This is a genomic window from Antarctobacter sp. (assembly GCF_965277915.1).
Lineage (GTDB): Bacteria > Pseudomonadota > Alphaproteobacteria > Rhodobacterales > Rhodobacteraceae > Antarctobacter.
Map to the genome: position 1 here is coordinate 1,567,205 of NZ_OZ255849.1, position 17,706 is coordinate 1,584,910.

Sequence of the window (17,706 nt, forward strand, 5' to 3'; positions counted from 1 at the left end):
TTCGTGATTTGGGTGCCGGTGATTCCTCGCGCAATATAATTTCGTGGCAGGATGAGATCAGGGTGACAAAGGAGAAACAGATGAGCACCCCCGAGAGTATACTGGCCTTCTGGCTTGACGAGGTCGGCCCCAAGGGCTGGTACGCAAAGGATGACGCGCTGGATGCGGCGATCACCGAGCGGTTCGGCGCGGCCTGGGAAGGACTGATGGAAGGGCGCTATGGGCTGTGGCTGACCTATCCGTCCGGGGCGCTGGCCTACATCCTGTTGGCCGACCAGTTTCCGCGGAACATGTTTCGCGATGACGCGCGTGCCTTTGCCTCGGACGAGGTCGGCCGTGCGGCGGCAAAACAGGCGATCCATCGCGGCTGGGACCTCAAGATCGATCCACCGGCGCGGCAGTTCTTCTACTTGCCGCTGATGCATTCGGAAAACCTGTGTGATCAGGACCGCTGCGTGCGCCTGTTCAAGGAACGCATGCCCGACGCCGAGAACAACCTGCTGCACGCCCGCGTGCACCGCGAGGTGATCCGCCGCTTTGGCCGGTTTCCCTATCGGAACGAGGCTCTGTCGCGGCGGACGAACCCGCCAGAGCAGGCCTTTCTCGACCAGGGCGGCTATGGCGCGACCCTGCGGGACTTCCAGTCGGGCGTGGCGGCCTGATCGCCACCCGATTGCCCTTGGTCCGGTGAGCGGCTAGCCTCCTTTGCAATGGCCTGCAGGGGAGGAACGGCATGGGCGCGAAACGCTTTGACATGGTGGTGATCGGCGCGGGCCCCGGCGGCTATGTCGCGGCGATCCGCGGCGCGCAGCTGGGATTGAGCGTCGCCGTGGTCGAACGCGAACACATGGGGGGCATCTGCCTGAACTGGGGCTGCATCCCGACCAAGGCCATGTTGCGCTCTGCCGAGGTGTTCCACCTGATGCACCGTGCGCAGGAATTCGGCTTGAAGGCCGAGGGCCTGTCCTATGACCTCGACGCGGTGGTGAAACGCTCGCGCGGGGTGGCGAAACAGCTGAACTCCGGCGTCGGCCATCTTCTGAAAAAGAACAAGGTGACGACCCTGATGGGCACCGCGCGGCTGGACGGGCCGGGCCGGGTGCATGTCACCACCGACAAGGGCGAGGAGGTGCTGGAGGCGGGCAGCGTGGTGCTGGCCACCGGCGCGCGGGCCCGCGAATTGCCGGGGCTGGAGGCGGACGGCACACAGGTCTGGACCTACAAGCACGCACTGGTCCCGCCGCACATGCCGAAGAAACTTCTGGTGATCGGGTCGGGCGCCATCGGCATCGAGTTCGCCAGTTTCTACCAGACGCTGGGCGCCGAGGTGACGGTGGTCGAGGTCATGGACCGCATCCTGCCGGTCGAAGATGCCGAGATCGCGGCCTTCGCCAAGAAGCAGTTCGAGAAACAGGGCATGACCATTCTCGAAGGGGCGAAGGTCGAAAAGCTGGAACGCGGCAAGGGCACGGTTGTCGCCCATGTGGACAGAAATGGGGATAAGTCAAAAATCTCCGTGGATACGGTGATTTCGGCTGTCGGCATTGTCGGCAACGTGGAGGAACTGGGGCTGGAGGAACTGGGGGTCCGGGTCGAGAAGAGCCATATCGTGACCGATCCCTACTGCCGCACCGGGGTCGAGGGGCTTTATGCCATCGGTGACGTGGCGGGCGCGCCCTGGCTGGCGCACAAGGCGAGCCACGAGGGCGTCATGGTGGCGGAACTGATCGCCGGGCAGCACCCGCACGCGGTCGATCCGGACAGCATCGCAGGGTGCACCTATTGCCAGCCGCAGGTGGCCAGCGTCGGCTTGACCGAGGCGCAGGCCAAGGACAAAGGCTATGACATCAAGGTCGGACGCTTCCCCTTCATCGGCAACGGCAAGGCCATCGCGCTGGGAGAGCCGGAGGGGCTGGTCAAGACGGTGTTCGATGCGCAGACGGGGGAACTGCTCGGGGCGCATATGGTTGGCGCCGAGGTCACGGAACTGATCCAGGGCTATATCGTCGGCCGCCAACTGGAAACGACCGAGGCGGACCTGATGCAGACGGTCTTTCCGCATCCGACGCTGAGCGAGATGATGCATGAATCCGTTCTGGATGCCTGGGGCCGGGCGATCCATTTCTGAGGTGAGATCATGGCGGACCGGATGACACAGCCTTCGGATGCCTCGGTGGCGGCGTTCCTGGACACGGTCGAACCGGCCCGGCGCCGCGAGGATGCGCGCGTTCTGGATGCGCTGTTCCGCGAGGTGACGGGTTGGCAGCCGGTGCTCTGGGGGACGTCCATTCTGGGCTACGGGCGCTACGATTACACCTATGCCAGCGGGCATTCCGGCCAGAGCCTTGCCACCGGGTTTGCCCCGCGCAAGGCCAACATGGTGGTCTATATCATGCCCGGCTACGCGGATTTCCAGGAGATCCTGTCGCGGCTGGGGCCGCATCGGCTGGGCAAGTCCTGCCTCTACCTCGGCGCGCTGTCCAGGATCGACCTGGATGTCCTGTCAGAGTTGATCCGCGCCGGGCTGGCCGATCTCGGCTCTCGCTGGGACATCTCGCCGAGTTGATGCCGCGTTGAGCGGTTCCGATGCGCCGGACCGGGTGCCGGACCCCCCTTGTTTCTTTGGGCCTAAAATACCTCCGGAGTCCGGGGCAGAGCCCCGGTCCGGACGGTGGGGTCTTCAGAAAAAGGTGAGGATCGTGGCGCAAGCCCCTGATTTTCAGGGATTTCAGGTGATCTTCTGTCAGAGGTTCTCGTTGTCGGATCCGGGCGCGCGCGCCTCGGGCACCTCTTCGCCGCGCTTCTTCGCCTCCAGCGCCTTCTGGACGTGGTCGTTCAGGAAATTCCGCGCCCGCCGCTCTGCCAGGCGGATGCGGATCGCGGCGCGAAAGATCTCTTCGGAGGAGGGCGAAGAGGCGCCCAATACACTGGCCACCTGTTCGGGCAGGTTTTCATCCCCCAGGGCGTCCATCGCCTTGATCGTGTCGCGGGCAAGCTTGTCTGCGAGGTCATCGACGACGGACATGGGGGCCTCCGTTCAGCGGGTGTTCTCGGTCAGGCGGCGTTTCACATAGGTCGAGACACTGTCCATCAGCGTCTCCATATGCGGATCCTCGAAGAAGTGGCCGGAGCCCTCGACCTCTTCATGGGTGATCGAGATGCCCTTCTGCTCGTGCAGCTTCGACACCAGCGCGCGCGTATCGGCGGGCGGGGCGACGCGGTCGGCGGCGCCGTTGATGATCAGGCCCGACGACGGGCAGGGTGCCAGGAACGAGAAATCATACATGTTCGCGGGCGGCGAAACCGAGACGAAGCCGGTGATCTCGGGGCGGCGCATCAACAACTGCATCCCGATCCAGGCGCCGAAGGAAAAGCCCGCGACCCAGCAGTGTTTCGAGTTCTGGTTCATCGACTGCAGGTAATCGAGCGCCGAGGCGGCGTCGGAAAGTTCGCCCACGCCCTGGTCGTATTCGCCCTGGGACCGGCCCACGCCGCGGAAATTGAACCGCAGCACGGTAAAGCCCATGTTGTAGAAGGCGTAATGCAGGTTGTAGACAACCTTGTTGTTCATCGTCCCGCCGAACTGGGGGTGGGGATGCAGAACGATGGCGATCGGCGCATCACGGTCTTTTTGCGGGTGGTAGCGGCCTTCGAGACGGCCTTCGGGTCCGGGAAAGATGACCTCGGGCATAGGGCGGAACAGCTCCTTCACAATGGCGACGGGCGCGAGACCGCGGCGTGCCTGAAATTCTTGACCAAAACACGCAGCTTCTTTAGAAGTGTTCTAAATCAGTTCGGGCGTGATCCGGGCTGCGAAGCAGATAGGCAATGTGGCGGTCAAGGTCAATTGCCGCGGCACGTGGGGGCGTAAACGCCGTGAAACTGAGCACAAAGGGACGCTATGCGATGGTCGCCCTGGCGGATATCGCGCTTCAGCCCGCCGGGGACCTGGTGACGCTGGGGGATATCTCGCGCCGGCAGGACGTTTCCTTGCCCTATCTTGAACAGTTGTTCGTCAAGCTGCGGCGGGCGGGCCTTGTCGAGTCGGTGCGCGGTCCCGGGGGCGGCTATCGCCTGTCGCGCCCAGCGACCGAAATCCGCGTGGTCGACGTTCTGGCCGCCGTGGATGAAACCGTGGATGCGATGCACAAGGGGGCGGGCGCCTCGGGCGCGCTGTCCGGCAGTCGGGCGCAGTCGCTGACGAACCGCCTGTGGCAGAGCCTGTCGGCCCATGTCTACGTCTTCCTCCACCAGACGCGGCTGTCGGACGTGGTGGACAACACGCTTGCGCCTTGTCCGGCGGTGCCCTCGATCTTTTCCGTGGTCGATGATGAAAAGGCGTGATCCGGCGGAGCGCCTGCGGCGCGCCGGTGAAGGCGGCTTGCGCCGCCCGTGGGGGCTCTGCCCCCGCCCCGGCGGGCCGGGGCTCCCCCGGAGTATTCTTGGCCCAAAGAAACCGGGGGCGGCCGCCCTGTGGGAGATGTCATGAGCCGGGTCTACCTGGATCATAATGCGACGACGCCGCTGCGTGCAGAGGCCCGCGAGGCCATGCTGCGTGCCATGGACGTGGTCGGAAACCCCTCGTCCGTCCATGCGGAGGGGCGCGTGGCCAAGGGCCTGGTCGAGGCGGCCCGGGCGCAGGTGGCGGACCTGGTGGGGTGCATGGCCAGCCAGGTGGTCTTTACCGGCTCGGCGACCGAGGCGGCCGCGCTGGCGGTGGCCCAGAAGGACCGGCACGGCGGGCGATTTGCGGCGCTGCCGACGGAACATGACTGCCTCCTGGCCTGGAGCGAGGGCGAGATGGACGCGGGCCTGGTGGCCATTTCCGCCGCCAACAGCGAAACCGGGGTCATGCAGCCCGACCGGGCCGTGGTGGCGAACCGCGAGGGGCAGGCGGTGATCTGCGACATCACCCAGATGGCGGGCAAGATGCCCGTGCTTTACCCGGCGGGCGGCAAGCCGTCCTACATGATCCTTTCGGCGCACAAGATCGGCGGGCCGAAGGGCGTGGGCGCCCTGATCAATTTCACCCGCGACGATCCGCGGCCGATCCTGCGCGGCGGCGGGCAGGAAATGGGCCGGCGGAGCGGCACCGAGAATGTCATCGGCATTGCCGGATTCGGGGCGGCGGCAGAGGCGGCAGGGCGTGACGTGGCGTCCGGAGCCTGGGGCCGTGTCGAAAAACTTAGAAACATTCTAGAAGAATCTCTTGAGGCTTCTTCCGACGTAACTATTTTTGTCGGGAAAGATTCGCCCCGTTTGCCGAATACCTCCTGTTTCGCGACCCCCGGGTGGAAGGGGGAAACACAGGTGATGCAGATGGACCTGGCGGGATTTGCCGTAAGCGCCGGATCGGCCTGTTCCAGCGGCAAGGTCCGCCGCAGCCGGGTGCTGGAGGCGATGGGATACGACGACGCGACCTCGGGCGGCGCCATAAGGGTGAGCCTGGGTCTGCAGACCACCGAAGAAGACGTGACGCGGTTCTGCGCGGCATGGATCGACAAGTACCAGCGGCACCGGGCACGGGCCGCGTGAAAGGAAGGGAACCCGATGGCGGCTTTTGAAGACGTGACGGTAAAAGAGGGTGTCGACCAGGAGACGGTGGATGCCGTCAAATCCGTCGGCACCTACAAGCACGGCTGGGAAACCGACATCGAGATGGAATACGCCCCAAAGGGGCTGACGCCGGACATCGTGCGGTTGATCTCGGAAAAGAACGACGAACCCCAGTGGATGACCGACTGGCGCCTGCAGGCCTACGAACGCTGGCTGCAGAAGGAAGAGCCGGACTGGGCGATGGTCGAATACCCGGAAATCGATTTCCAGGAGCAGTATTACTACGCTCGGCCCAAGTCGATGACGGAAAAGCCCAAGTCGTTGGACGAGGTCGATCCCAAGCTGCTGGAAACCTATGAAAAATTGGGGATCCCGCTGAAGGAGCAGATGATCCTGGCCGGCGTCGAAGGCGCCGAGGCGATGCCGGCGGAGGGCCGCAACAGCGACCGCAAGGTCGCCGTGGACGCGGTGTTCGATTCCGTTTCCGTGGGTACGACCTTCCAGGCAGAGCTGAAGAAGGCGGGCGTGATCTTCTGCTCGATCTCCGAGGCGATCCGCGAGCATCCGGAGCTGGTCAAGAAATACCTCGGTTCGGTCGTGCCGGTCTCGGACAACTTCTACGCGACGCTGAACAGCGCCGTCTTCTCTGACGGGTCGTTCGTTTACGTTCCGCCTGGCGTGCGCTGCCCGATGGAACTGTCGACCTATTTCCGCATCAACGCGGAGAACACGGGCCAGTTCGAGCGCACGCTGATTATCGCCGACAAGGGCAGCTATGTCAGCTACCTCGAAGGCTGCACCGCGCCGCAGCGCGACACCGCGCAGCTGCACGCAGCCGTGGTGGAGATCGTGGTCGAGGAAGACGCCGAGGTGAAATATTCCACGGTGCAGAACTGGTTCCCGGGCGACGAGAACGGCAAGGGCGGCATCTACAACTTTGTCACCAAGCGCGCCGATTGCCGGGGCGACCGGGCCAAGGTCATGTGGACGCAGGTGGAAACCGGCTCTGCCGTGACCTGGAAATACCCGTCCTGCATCCTGCGCGGCAACGAGAGCCAGGGCGAGTTCTACTCGATCGCCATCACCAACAACCATCAGCAGGCCGATACCGGCACCAAGATGATCCACCTCGGCAAAGACACGCGCTCGCGCATCGTGTCCAAGGGGATTTCGGCTGGCGTGGCGCAGAACACCTATCGCGGGCTGGTGTCGATGCACCCCAAGGCAAAGAACTCGCGCAACTACACCCAGTGTGACTCTCTGCTGATCGGCGACAAGTGCGGGGCGCACACGGTGCCCTACATCGAGGTCAAGAACAACTCGAGCCGGGTGGAGCACGAGGCGACGACATCCAAGGTGGACGACGACCAGCTCTTCTATTGCCGCCAGCGCGGCATGGACGAGGAAGAGGCCGTGGCGCTGGTGGTCAATGGGTTCTGCCGCGACGTGCTGCAGGCGCTGCCGATGGAATTCGCGATGGAAGCGCAACAGCTTGTCGCCATCTCGCTCGAAGGATCGGTGGGGTGAGCCTGCGCGGCGCGGGCAAGGCCGTTCTGCTGCTGGCCGGCATCATGATGTTGGTCAGCGGTGTCGGCTGGCAGGAACCGGCGCTGGCCGCCGGTCCCCGCTTTGACCCGCCGCTCTTGCCCGGACTGGATGTCTGGAGCGCGCTGGAGGTCCGGCGCTGTGTGACACCTCTCTTTCTGCCGCAGATCTGTGGCTGGTGGATGTGATGGGCGCCCCGGGGGAACGCATATGCGGGCGTCGATCCGGATTCTGAAATATTCAACAACTTGCTGATGGAGCCGGCCAATGGCACCGCGGTCCAGATCGTCAGATCCTGTGATGCCAGGTCGAGTGAAAGGAAAGAAAATGCTGGAAATCAAGAACCTGCACGTCAAACTTGAAGAAGAGGACAAGCAGATCCTCAAGGGCGTCGACCTGGAGGTCGAGGCGGGAAAGGTGCATGCGATCATGGGGCCGAACGGCTCGGGCAAATCGACCCTGTCCTACGTCCTGTCGGGCCGCGATGGCTACGAGGTGACGGACGGGTCGGCCACGCTGCTGGGCGAGGACCTGCTGGACATGGACGTCGAGGAACGCGCCGCCGCCGGCCTGTTCCTGGCGTTTCAGTACCCGGTCGAGATCCCCGGCGTCGGCAACATGACCTTCCTGCGCACCGCGGTAAACGCGCAGCGCAAGGCGCGCGGCGAAGAGGAAATGTCCTCGGCCGATTTCCTCAAGGTGATCCGCGCCCGGGCCAAGGAGCTGAAGATCGACGCCGAGATGCTCAAGCGTCCGGTCAACGTCGGGTTCTCGGGCGGTGAGAAAAAACGTAACGAGATCCTGCAGATGGCCATGCTGGAACCCAAGATGTGCATCCTGGACGAGACCGACTCGGGCCTCGATGTAGACGCCATGAAGCTGGTCGCCGACGGCGTGAACGCGCTGCGTGACGAGGGCCGGGGCTTTCTGGTGATCACGCACTACCAGCGGCTTCTGGACCACATCAAGCCGGACGTGGTGCACATCATGGCCAATGGCCGCATCATCAAGACCGGCGGCCCCGAGCTGGCCCTCGAGGTCGAGCAGAACGGGTATGCCGACATCATGTCGGAGGTGGCGTAATGGCTTTGCCGCAGGCGAAACAGGACGTTACAGAGGCGCGTATCGCGGCGCTCAGCCTGCCCGAGGGCGGCTGGGCAGAGCCCGCGCGGCGCGAGGCGCTGGCGCGGGTGCGGGCCATGGGCCTGCCCAATGCGCGCGACGAATACTGGAAGTTCACCCGGCCCGACACGCTGGTCAGCGCCGAAGCGCCCGCCGCGCGGGTGCTGGAAACCGGCGAGGCGCCGCTTTTCGACAGCCGGGACCGGTTGAAACTGGTCTTTGTCGACGGTGTCTTTTCGGCCGAGGAGTCGGACGACCTGAGCCTTGAAGGCGTCACGATCGATCGCTTGGCCGAGGCGAAAGATATCCATTGGGCCAAGGAGTTGTACGGCACTCTTGAGGCGCGGGGGCAGGAACCGGTGGCGCGTCCGCTGGCCGCGCTGAACACCGCTTTCGCCACCGACGGGCTGCTGATCCATGTGACCGGCAAACCGTCGAAGCCGATCAGTCTGATCTACCGCCACGTCTCGGACAGCTCCGACGCGATCCTGCACCATGTGATCAAGGTGGACGCAGGCGCCGAGGCGACGATCCTGGAGAACGGCCCCGCCGCCGCGCGCTTCAACAAGTGCATGGAGGTCGATCTGGCCGCGGGCGCGCGCCTGCATCACGTCCGTGCACAGGGCCGCGACCACGAGCGCCGCGCCGCCACGCATGTCTTTGCCCGATTGGAGAAAGAAAGCGTTTTCAAGAGCTTCACGCTCTCTGTTAACGGCGCCATGACCCGGAATGAGGTGGTCGTGGAATTCACCGGCGACGATGGTGTAGCGCATGTCGCGGGCGCCTGCATGGGCGACGGCGATTTCCATCATGACGATACGGTTTTTGTCACCCATGACGCGGTGAACTGCGAAAGCCGCCAGGTGTTCAAGAAGGTGCTGCGCAACGGTGCGACCGGCGTCTTCCAGGGCAAGATCCTGGTGAAACCCGACGCGCAGAAGACCGACGGTTATCAGATCAGCCAGTCGCTGCTGCTGGACGAGGACAGCCAGTTCCTCGCCAAGCCTGAACTCGAAATCTACGCCGATGACGTGGCCTGTTCGCATGGCTCCACCAGCGGCGCGATCGACGAGGACGGGCTGTTCTACCTGCGCGCGCGCGGGGTGCCGCGCGGCACCGCCGAGGACCTGCTGACCATCGCCTTCATCGCCGAGGCGGTGCAGGAGGTCGAGGACGAAAGCCTGCAAGAGGACCTAGTGGAGCGCGTCGCTGGTTGGCTGGCGCGGCGGCGCGGCTGAGCCGTGAGCGTCACGACGGATATCGCGGCCAGCTATCGCCGGCCGGGCAGGGTGTTCCGCGCGCTTCTGGCGCGCGGGGCGCACGAGCCGCGCGCGCTGGCCTACCTGATGGGGGCCTGCGGCGTGATGTTCGTCGCGCAATGGCCGCGCCTCGCCCGCGAGGCGCATCTCGAGGACACGGAACTGCAACCGGCGCTTGGCGGGGCGTTGCTGGCGACGCTGATCTTCCTGCCGCTGATCTTCTACCTGATCGCAGGGCTGAGCCAGCTGGTCGCGCGTGCCCTGGGCCGTTCGATCGACGGCTACGGAACGCGGCTTGCGTTGTTCTGGGCGCTTTTGGCGGCCTCGCCGCTGGCGCTGCTCAATGGCCTCGTGGCCGGGTTCATCGGACCCGGGGGCGCCCTGACGCTGGTCGGCATCCTGTGGTTCGCGGCCTTCCTGTGGTTCTGGAGCAGCGGGTTGCGTGAGGCGCGGCGCCTGACCGCTGGGGCGGAACCGGCGTGACACTTGATGGGTTCCTGAAACTGGCGCTGCAAAGCGTCACGAACCCGCGCGAGGTGGCGGCGCTGCTCTTGTCGATCCGCCCCAACCGCGAGGCGCTTTTTACAGGCTTCGCGCTGGTGGTGGTGCTGAATGCGCTGCTCTACGGCCTGTCGATCCTGCTGGATCCGACGGGCGCACCGGCCTTCATCGGCGGCCCGGTCAGTTTCCTCGTCATGCAGGGCTTGGCGCTGGCGGCGACGATCCTGGCCCTGACCTGGATGGGACGGCTGTTCGGCGGGCGCGCGCGGGTCGAGGAAGTCGCGCTCTTGATGATCTGGATGCAGGGGCTGCGCGTGCTGGTGCAGGCGGCGACGCTGCTGGTGGTGCCGTTGTCATTGGCGCTGGCTGGGCTGGTGACGATGGCTGCGACCGCGCTTGGCGTCTGGATCGCGGTGAATTTCCTCGACGAGGCGCACGAACTGCGCAGCCTCTTGCGTGCTCTGGCCGTCTTGGTATTGGGCATGCTTGCGATGGCCTTTGCGGTCTCGCTGATACTGACCCTGGCCGGGGTCACACCGGAAGGGATGTTGGACAATGTATGATATCGAGGCGATCCGCGCCGATTTTCCGATCCTCTCGCGCGAGGTGAACGGCAAGCCGCTGGTCTACCTGGACAACGGTGCCTCGGCGCAGAAACCGCAGGTGGTGATCGACGCGGTGACGCGCGGATACGCCGAGGAATACGCCAACGTCCACCGGGGGTTGCACTACCTGTCCAACCTGGCGACCGAGAAATACGAGGGCGTGCGCGAGACCGTGGCCCGCTTTCTCGGTGCCAAGGACCCCGAGGAGATCGTCTATACCACCGGCACGACGATGGGGATCAACCTTGTCGCCTATGGCTGGGCCATGCCGCAGATGGAGGCGGGGGACGAGATCGTCCTGTCGGTGATGGAACACCATGCCAACATCGTGCCCTGGCATTTCCTGCGCGAGCGGCAGGGCGTCAAGATCAAGTGGGTGGACGTGGACAGTACCGGCTATCTCGACCCGCAGAAGGTGGTGGATGCCATCGGACCGAAGACAAAGCTGGTCGCCGTCACCCATCTGTCGAACGTGCTGGGCACCGTGGTGGATGTGAAGGCGATCTGTGATGGCGCGCGGGCCAAGGGCGTGCCGGTGCTGGTCGATGGCTCTCAGGCGGCGGTCCACACGCCCGTCAACGTCGAGGAACTGGGCTGCGATTTCTACGCCATCACCGGGCACAAGCTATACGGTCCTTCCGCATCCGGGGCGATCTGGATCAAGCGTGCCCGCATGGACGAGATGCGCCCCTTCCTGGGCGGCGGCGACATGATCCGCGAGGTCCACAAGGACGAGGTCACTTGGAATGAGCCGCCGATGAAGTTCGAGGCCGGCACGCCCGGAATCGTGCAGCAAATCGGGCTGGGTGTGGCGCTGGACTACATGATGGGCCTGGGGATGGAGAACATCGCCGCCCATGAAGCGCGCCTGCGGGATTACGCCGTGTCGAAACTGGGTGGGCTGAACTGGCTCAGTGTGCAGGGCACGACACCGGACAAGGCGGCGATCTTCTCCTTCACGATGGAGGGGGCAGGGCATGCGCATGACATTTCCACCATCCTCGACAAGAAGGGCGTGGCGGTGCGCGCGGGCCATCACTGTGCCGGGCCGCTGATGGATCACCTGGGCGTGACGGCCACCTGCCGCGCCTCGATGGGCCTCTACAACACCGAGGGCGAGATCGACGCGCTGGTCGATGCGCTGGAACTGGCGCACGAATTGTTCGGCTGAACGCCCCAAAAAGGGGCGGTGCCGCAGCGGAACGGGTTATTTTCGCGGCAGGCGGTTCAATTCCGGGGCGGGTCTTGGCAGGTTGCAGGGGATGCAACAACTCCGGAGACCCGCATGCCCCTTTTGACCGAAGCCGACGAGATTTCGCAGATCGCATTTGGATTCATGGGCTCGAAGGCGCTTTTCGCCGCGCTCGAGCTCGAGGTCTTTACCCATCTCGCCAAGGGCGCCATGACGGCCGGGGAACTGGCCGCCGCCGCCGAGATGCACGAGGACCGTGCGATGACGCTGCTCACGGCGCTTGCGGGCATGGGGCTGGTCGCGGTCGAAGAGGGGCGCTTTTCCAACGCACCCGCGGCCGAGGCTTTCCTGGTCCAGGGGGCGAAATACGATTTCTCGGATTACCTGCGCCTGCAGGTGGGCAAGCAGATGTACCCGCTGATGGAGCAACTGGAAGGCGCGCTGTCCGGCGAGATGAGCGATGAGGACACCGCGTCCTATGCCGACTGGTTCTCGGACCCTGAAGAGGCAAAGCTCTATTCCGAAAGCCAGCACGCCGGGTCGCTTGGCCCGGCGCGGCAGCTGGCCCGTTCACTGGACCTGTCCGGCAAGAAAAAGATGCTGGACGTGGGCGGTGGCACGGCGGCCTTCGACATCACCCTGTGCCAGAAGAACCCCGATCTGACGGCCACGGTGCTGGAGTTTCCAAATGTCGCGGCGCTGGGACGCGGCTACGTCGAAAAGGCGGGCCTGTCGGACCGGATCGCCTATCTGAACGGCAATGCGCTGGAAACGCCCTGGCCCGAGGGGCAGGACGTGGTGCTGATGTCCTACCTCTTTTCCGGCGTCCCCGGGGAAACCCATGCCGGGCTGATCGCGCAGGCCTTCAAGGTGCTCAATCCCGGCGGCGTGGTGCTGATCCATGATTTCATCGTCAAGGAGGACCGCACCGGCCCGGGCCTTGCCGCGCTTTGGCAGTTGCAGCACACGGCCTTCACGCCCGAGGCACGCTCGCTCGATGCGGGCTGGCTCGAGGGGGCGCTTGCGGCGGCGGGCTTCGAGGAGGTGATCGTGGGCACGATGATCCCCGAAATGACGATGCTGGCGCAGGCCAAAAAACCCTGACGCTTTTGCGCCCGCACCCCATTGCGGCGGTGCGGGCGACCGGGTATAGACACCCGCGAAGCACCCGTAGCTCAGCTGGATAGAGCGCTGCCCTCCGAAGGCAGAGGCCAAAGGTTCGAATCCTTTCGGGTGCGCCATCTCACTTTTTCAGTACAGAGTGGACCTGTCGCGGTTTTGTGCTGGCAATCTCGACGTGGATGCAGGCGGTCTGATCGACCGGCCGGATCTTGGGCAAGCCTGACGCGCGACGCTCCAGTCCGCGACTGTCGGTTGCATCTTCGAGGATCCGAGCTGCGCGGAGACGCCTCTTGCGGGTTTCCGTGACGGCTCACAGCGTTGGAGGCGAAAGCCGAACCCGCACGCGAGGACGCCTGGCCGAGGAAGACCAGACGCAGGAACAACAACCTCCGCAGCGGGGTAGGGGTCATCTCGGGTATGCGCTGGTGGCAGGGTGTGAACGAGCGCTGAACGGCTATGGCAGTTGTCTCCTGTGAGCGGAGACTTGTCCGTTGCACGCCGCCATGACCGCTGGGCGGGCGGAGAGCCGCGGTTCGCCTGTCGCGACGGATAGCGTTCCGGGCATCGGGAGGTTTTTCAGCCCCGCGGCTGTCATCTGCAAGGTGTTGAAGCTGCCACGACCCTGCGCGGGTCATGCGGGCTAGAACAACCCTGCGTCCCGGGCCGCGATGGCGGCCTGCGTGCGGTTGTTCACACCCAACTTGCGGTAAAGCGTCTTCATGTGGAGTTTGACGGTGGGTTCCGTCAATCCAAGATCGCGTGCGATTTCCTTGTTCGACTTGCCACCGCTCAGACCGTTCAGCACGTCCATTTCCCGCGGCGTCAGTTTCTCTGTCAGGGGATGCGCCGTTTCTTCTTCTTGGGCGGTCATGAAGTCGATCGGTGCATATTTCTCACCCATCGCCATGAACCGGATCGCGTTGACCAGCGATTTCGCTGGCAGGGTCTTGGGGACGAAACCGGCGGCCCCCATTTCCAATGCCTGCTCGGCAATCTCGCGCGTGGCTTCGCCCGAAATCAGCGCCACGCGTTGCCCGCCGTCAATCGTCAGCGCCTCGCGCAGGGAGTCCAGGCCCGCCATGCCGGGCATCTTGTAATCCAGCAGCACCAGGTCGTAACGCTCATCCTCCCGGATGCGCGTAACGGCCTCTGCATAGCTGGCCGCTGTGCCGACCTGAAACCCGTCGGTTGCCCCCAGAAAGGCGACGAGCGTGTCGCGCAAGAGGTCGTGGTCGTCGGCAATCAGAATTCGCATTACATCACCCTACAGCTTTCTGCACTGCCATAAAGCCCCACATGGCCATGCGCAAACAAGGGTTATCCGCTTGCAGATTTTCCAAGGAGGCGATGATCCTATCCGCATGACTGGCTGTCCCACACTGCCGCACTTCGCGATCTCCTCGCTGCATCGCGCGCTCTCGATCCGTGTGTGACGTGCTCGGGCTGCCGCTGGCCGACGCCACGCGCGAACAGACCGATCAGGCGTCGATGCGGACTTACATGTTGTTGCCGGATTTAACGGCGTGGAGTTCGCCGCCCGGATGACCGGCAGGCGGCTGACGGATAGCCTGAAGGGAACCGATTTGACGCCGGCGCGCTTGCCTGGGGCGGCGCAGCGGGGGCTACCGGTGTTTCCGTTTGGTGCCCGGCCCGGTAAGGCAGGGACGGCGGCGCGCAAACTGGCGCAGAGCATTCCCGCGCTGCGGATCACCGGGCTGAGGTAAGTGTCGGTCCGGTCCGACGTCGGCTTTGGCAAGATGGTCGACATGGTGGTGACCTGTGTCCGTTTCCGCAATCTCACGCTGGAAATCCTCTTGATGGCGATGACGGTCCGGGCGGTTTTGTGCGGTCGCGGGGGGCTGTGCGCTGCGCGACACCTCCACTTTCGGATAGGTCTCTGATCCGGAATTCCCGATGTCCTCTGGCTCTTGCCGTGGCAGAAGAGGTCCTGAACGGGGGGCGCTCGATCCTTGTGAAACTGACCATCCCGAACGCGGGCGGCCGGCGCAGCGGTGCCGATGACGACGGACCGCGCGCAAGGGGCCGGGCAAGTGGCGGTGGCGTTCCGGCGGGCCCGAAGGTTTTCGAGGGCGTCCACGATGGCGCCGGGACCCGTACGAAGGAAAGTCGGGGCATGGAGGGCAGGTCCGTGTCACCAAATGGCCAATTCTGGTCGATTTGTTCCCGTATGTGCGCGAACGTCGGTTGCGCCGGTACGATCCATCCGCGCAGCATCCGGCAGCTTGCCCGCCGGAGCGTTGGCGGCTGGCGCAATTGGAAGGTCGGAGGGTAGGTCAGGTGATCGAACTGTCGGTGCGGTGGACAAGCTGGCTCAAGCAGGGCGGCAGGGGGCTCTTTCTTGGGAGCGTTTTGGTGTGCCTTGTTGCGATCGGCTATCTCGCGACCGAGATCGTCAAGGACCTGCAGTTGCTCAATTCGGCCAACTCGGACAACGTGCAATGGACCCTGTCTCAAGCCGAGGTCGAATTCCTCGAACTGCGTCATGCCATCAGTGAAGCGCGGTCGGAACCGGACGACGGCCTTGAAAAGGTGGTCGAGGAATTCGACGTTTTCTACAGCCGCGTCGACACGCTTGCGTATGGGGATCTCTATGCCGAGTTGCGCGAGATCCCGAGCTTTTCCGAACCGCTGGGGCGTACCCGCACCATGCTGGAGAACCTCGTTCCGCTGATCGACGGGCCGCGCGCTCAGCTTGAGGCGGAACTGGACGAGGTCGACGCGATCCTCGAGAGGGCTCGGCCAGATCTGCGCGCGCTTGCGACCGCGGGACTGTTTCAATTCGCGCGCCAATCCGACACACAGCGTGACTCGGTTGCCGTTACACTGTCACGTCTGGCGCTGCTGACCGGGGTCCTTGTTCTTGTGCTGGCTGTCCTGCTGCGCCACGCACGACGGGTCTCACGCCAGACCAAACGGCGGGGCCGGGAATTGGAGGCCGCCTATGCCCGCTTGAACACGATCTTCGACGCCTCGCTCGACGCGGTGATCGTGGCGGATGAAGAGGGGCGGATTCAGCGGTTCAATCCGGCCGCCGAACGCATTTTCCGGTACGATGTCGAGGAGGTGATCGGCCTCCGCATCGGCGAGGTGATCGTGCCCGAGCATCTTCGCGCGGCGCATGACGCCGGCATGACGCGGATGCAGAAGACCGGGGAACACCGGGTTGTCGGTCACGGCAGCGTCCGGATGGATGGCAAGCGCAGCACCGGTGAGGTCTTTCCTGTCGAATTGGCCGTGGAGCAGGCACAGACCGGAGACGAGAAAATCGTCATCGGGTTTCTTCGCGACATTTCGCAGCGCGTGCGTGCGGAAAACGAACTGGTCGAGGCCCGAGACAAGGCGCTGGCCGGCGAAAAGGCCAAGGCCGAGTTCCTTGCGATGATGACACATGAGATCCGGACGCCGCTCAATGGCGTCTTGGGCAACCTGTCACTGTTGCGAGAGACACGGCTGACGCCCGAGCAATCGCGCTTTGTCCACAACATGGCGGTGTCGGGCAAGTTGCTGATGTCGCATGTCGATGCCGTGCTGGACATCGCGCGTTTCGAAGCGGGCACGGCGGGAACGCAGATGGAGGTGGTACATATCGGAGACTTGGTTCAGGACGTGATCGACAGCCAGACCAGCCCGGCAGAGGCGGCTGGCAACGTGCTGGGCTGGGGCTGGATCGGAGAGCCGGTGACCTGGGTCGCGGTGGATGCGTCGCGGTTGCAGCAGGTGCTTCTGAACCTGCTCGGCAATGCGGTGAAATTTACCCGCTATGGCCGTATCTCGATCGAGTTGGAGCGTCTGGAGACCCCGGCAGGTGCGTCGCCGATGGTCGAGTTCCGGATCATCGACACCGGAGTCGGCATTTCCGAACAAGACCTCGATCGCGTTTTCGAGGACTTCCAGACCGGCACGTCGAACCATGCGGAAAGTGGTCAGGGGACCGGGTTGGGCCTGGGGATCGCACGGCGCTTCGTCGCCGCGATGGGCGGCGAAATCGGTGCCGAAAGCGCCCTGGGCGAGGGCAGTGTCTTCTGGCTGCGGATCCCTGTCGAGCTTGCCGAAGCACCGCATGACGCGCGCGCGCCGGATCGCAGCAGCGCGCAGTTTGTGGCGCGCGATATCCTCTTGGTCGAGGACAACGAGATCAACCTGCAACTGGCGCAGGACATGTTGCGTCTGATCGGGCATCGCGTCAGCGTGGCGCGCAACGGGCAAGAGGCTGTCGAAGCCGCGGCCGAACAGCGGTTTGACCTGATCCTGATGGACATCCGGATGCCGGTGATGGATGGCCTCGCCGCGACGCGGGCCATTCGCGAGGGGCAGGGGCCTTGCCGGGATGTTCCGATCGTGGCGCTGTCCGCCAATGTCCTGCCGGAGGCCAAGGATCGCTTCATCGCGGGGGGCATGTCGGATTTCCTGGGGAAACCGCTGGACAAGCAGGAACTGGCTCAGGTGATCACGCGGTTCTGCACCGACAAGCCCGGCGTGGCGTCTGCCACGGATCGCGTTACCGCTCCCGCCGATCCGATTGCTGCACTCAAGGCGCGCTATGTCGCAGAGGCGACAGAGCTCTTCGATTGGTTGGCCACGGGGCCCGACGACTGGAACGAGATCGCCGAGCGCAGCCACAGAACGGCCGGCAGCGCGGCCGCCTTCGGTCAACCGGAGCTGCGTCTGGCCCTTCTCAAGGTCGAAACGGCAGCCGAGGCAGAAAACGCAACTGCCCTGACGGAGGCGGTGCAGGTCGCCCTGACGGCGTGGAAGAACGCGCCCGAACCGCGCGTCGACTGAC

General features: G+C 64.5%; 17 protein-coding genes, 1 tRNA gene and 1 pseudogene. 16 read left to right on the top strand and 3 right to left on the bottom strand.

Annotated features, from left to right (window positions below):
• Nucleotides 1-80 precede the first annotated feature (80 nt).
• From ACQY5B_RS08425 to ACQY5B_RS08435, 3 genes are all read left to right on the top strand, one after another.
• A complete protein-coding gene (locus tag ACQY5B_RS08425; RefSeq protein ID WP_420325617.1) occupies nucleotides 81-662 on the top strand; it encodes a DUF924 family protein in 582 nt (193 codons plus the stop codon).
• 71 nt (nucleotides 663-733) lie between these two features.
• Nucleotides 734-2,128 carry a dihydrolipoyl dehydrogenase gene (gene lpdA, locus ACQY5B_RS08430; protein WP_420325616.1) on the top strand — a complete coding sequence of 465 codons (1,395 nt, stop codon included), beginning with the start codon at nucleotides 734-736 and terminating at the stop codon, nucleotides 2,126-2,128.
• A gap of 21 nt (nucleotides 2,129-2,149) precedes the next feature.
• Complete coding sequence (locus ACQY5B_RS08435; protein ID WP_420325615.1) at nucleotides 2,150-2,566, top strand: DUF1801 domain-containing protein; 417 nt, start codon at nucleotides 2,150-2,152, stop codon at nucleotides 2,564-2,566.
• Nucleotides 2,567-2,743: 177 nt separating this feature from the next.
• On the opposite strand, the gene ACQY5B_RS08440 is transcribed toward ACQY5B_RS08435, so the two are convergent.
• Nucleotides 2,744-3,025, bottom strand: coding sequence for a hypothetical protein (locus tag ACQY5B_RS08440; protein WP_420325614.1), 282 nt, complete (start codon nucleotides 3,023-3,025; stop codon nucleotides 2,744-2,746).
• A gap of 12 nt (nucleotides 3,026-3,037) precedes the next feature.
• On the bottom strand, nucleotides 3,038-3,691 hold the full coding sequence (locus ACQY5B_RS08445; protein WP_420325613.1) for an alpha/beta hydrolase: 654 nt from the start codon (nucleotides 3,689-3,691) through the stop codon (nucleotides 3,038-3,040).
• 185 nt (nucleotides 3,692-3,876) lie between these two features.
• Between ACQY5B_RS08445 and iscR the strand changes: the two genes are divergently transcribed.
• The 11 genes from iscR to ACQY5B_RS08500 all read left to right on the top strand — a co-directional run bounded on the left by iscR (nucleotide 3,877) and on the right by ACQY5B_RS08500 (nucleotide 13,021).
• Entirely contained in the window at nucleotides 3,877-4,344 is a 468-nt protein-coding gene (gene iscR / locus ACQY5B_RS08450) for a Fe-S cluster assembly transcriptional regulator IscR (RefSeq protein WP_305968501.1), read from the top strand.
• Nucleotides 4,345-4,485: 141 nt separating this feature from the next.
• On the top strand, nucleotides 4,486-5,535 hold the full coding sequence (locus ACQY5B_RS08455; protein WP_420325612.1) for a cysteine desulfurase family protein: 1,050 nt from the start codon (nucleotides 4,486-4,488) through the stop codon (nucleotides 5,533-5,535).
• A gap of 15 nt (nucleotides 5,536-5,550) precedes the next feature.
• A complete protein-coding gene (gene sufB, locus ACQY5B_RS08460) occupies nucleotides 5,551-7,083 on the top strand; it encodes a Fe-S cluster assembly protein SufB (protein WP_305968499.1) in 1,533 nt (510 codons plus the stop codon).
• Entirely contained in the window at nucleotides 7,080-7,289 is a 210-nt protein-coding gene (locus tag ACQY5B_RS08465; RefSeq protein WP_420325611.1) for a hypothetical protein, read from the top strand. Before sufB ends, ACQY5B_RS08465 begins: the two co-directional genes overlap by 4 nt.
• Nucleotides 7,290-7,428: 139 nt before the next feature.
• On the top strand, nucleotides 7,429-8,184 hold the full coding sequence (sufC, locus tag ACQY5B_RS08470) for a Fe-S cluster assembly ATPase SufC (RefSeq protein ID WP_305968497.1): 756 nt from the start codon (nucleotides 7,429-7,431) through the stop codon (nucleotides 8,182-8,184).
• Entirely contained in the window at nucleotides 8,184-9,461 is a 1,278-nt protein-coding gene (gene sufD, locus ACQY5B_RS08475) for a Fe-S cluster assembly protein SufD (protein WP_420325610.1), read from the top strand. The genes sufC and sufD overlap by 1 nt, the downstream gene beginning before the upstream one ends.
• A 3-nt stretch (nucleotides 9,462-9,464) precedes the next feature.
• Entirely contained in the window at nucleotides 9,465-9,965 is a 501-nt protein-coding gene (locus tag ACQY5B_RS08480; protein ID WP_420325609.1) for a YIP1 family protein, read from the top strand.
• Entirely contained in the window at nucleotides 9,962-10,546 is a 585-nt protein-coding gene (locus tag ACQY5B_RS08485) for a YIP1 family protein (protein WP_420325608.1), read from the top strand. The genes ACQY5B_RS08480 and ACQY5B_RS08485 overlap by 4 nt, the downstream gene beginning before the upstream one ends.
• On the top strand, nucleotides 10,539-11,759 hold the full coding sequence (locus ACQY5B_RS08490) for a cysteine desulfurase (protein WP_420325607.1): 1,221 nt from the start codon (nucleotides 10,539-10,541) through the stop codon (nucleotides 11,757-11,759). The genes ACQY5B_RS08485 and ACQY5B_RS08490 overlap by 8 nt, the downstream gene beginning before the upstream one ends.
• Nucleotides 11,760-11,873: 114 nt before the next feature.
• A complete protein-coding gene (locus tag ACQY5B_RS08495) occupies nucleotides 11,874-12,884 on the top strand; it encodes a methyltransferase family protein (RefSeq protein WP_420325606.1) in 1,011 nt (336 codons plus the stop codon).
• A gap of 60 nt (nucleotides 12,885-12,944) precedes the next feature.
• Nucleotides 12,945-13,021 (top strand) — tRNA-Arg (locus ACQY5B_RS08500).
• Between the two features lie 521 nt (nucleotides 13,022-13,542).
• Here the strand turns inward: ACQY5B_RS08500 and ACQY5B_RS08505 are convergent.
• Nucleotides 13,543-14,157 carry a response regulator transcription factor gene (locus tag ACQY5B_RS08505; RefSeq protein WP_305968474.1) on the bottom strand — a complete coding sequence of 205 codons (615 nt, stop codon included), beginning with the start codon at nucleotides 14,155-14,157 and terminating at the stop codon, nucleotides 13,543-13,545.
• A gap of 259 nt (nucleotides 14,158-14,416) precedes the next feature.
• Here ACQY5B_RS08505 and ACQY5B_RS08510 point away from each other — a divergent pair.
• Both ACQY5B_RS08510 and ACQY5B_RS08515 read left to right on the top strand, forming a co-directional pair.
• Nucleotides 14,417-14,626: pseudogene (locus ACQY5B_RS08510) on the top strand (WecB/TagA/CpsF family glycosyltransferase); the annotation flags it as partial.
• A gap of 649 nt (nucleotides 14,627-15,275) precedes the next feature.
• Nucleotides 15,276-17,705, top strand: coding sequence for a hybrid sensor histidine kinase/response regulator (locus ACQY5B_RS08515; RefSeq protein ID WP_420325605.1), 2,430 nt, complete (start codon nucleotides 15,276-15,278; stop codon nucleotides 17,703-17,705).
• Nucleotide 17,706 lies beyond the last annotated feature (1 nt).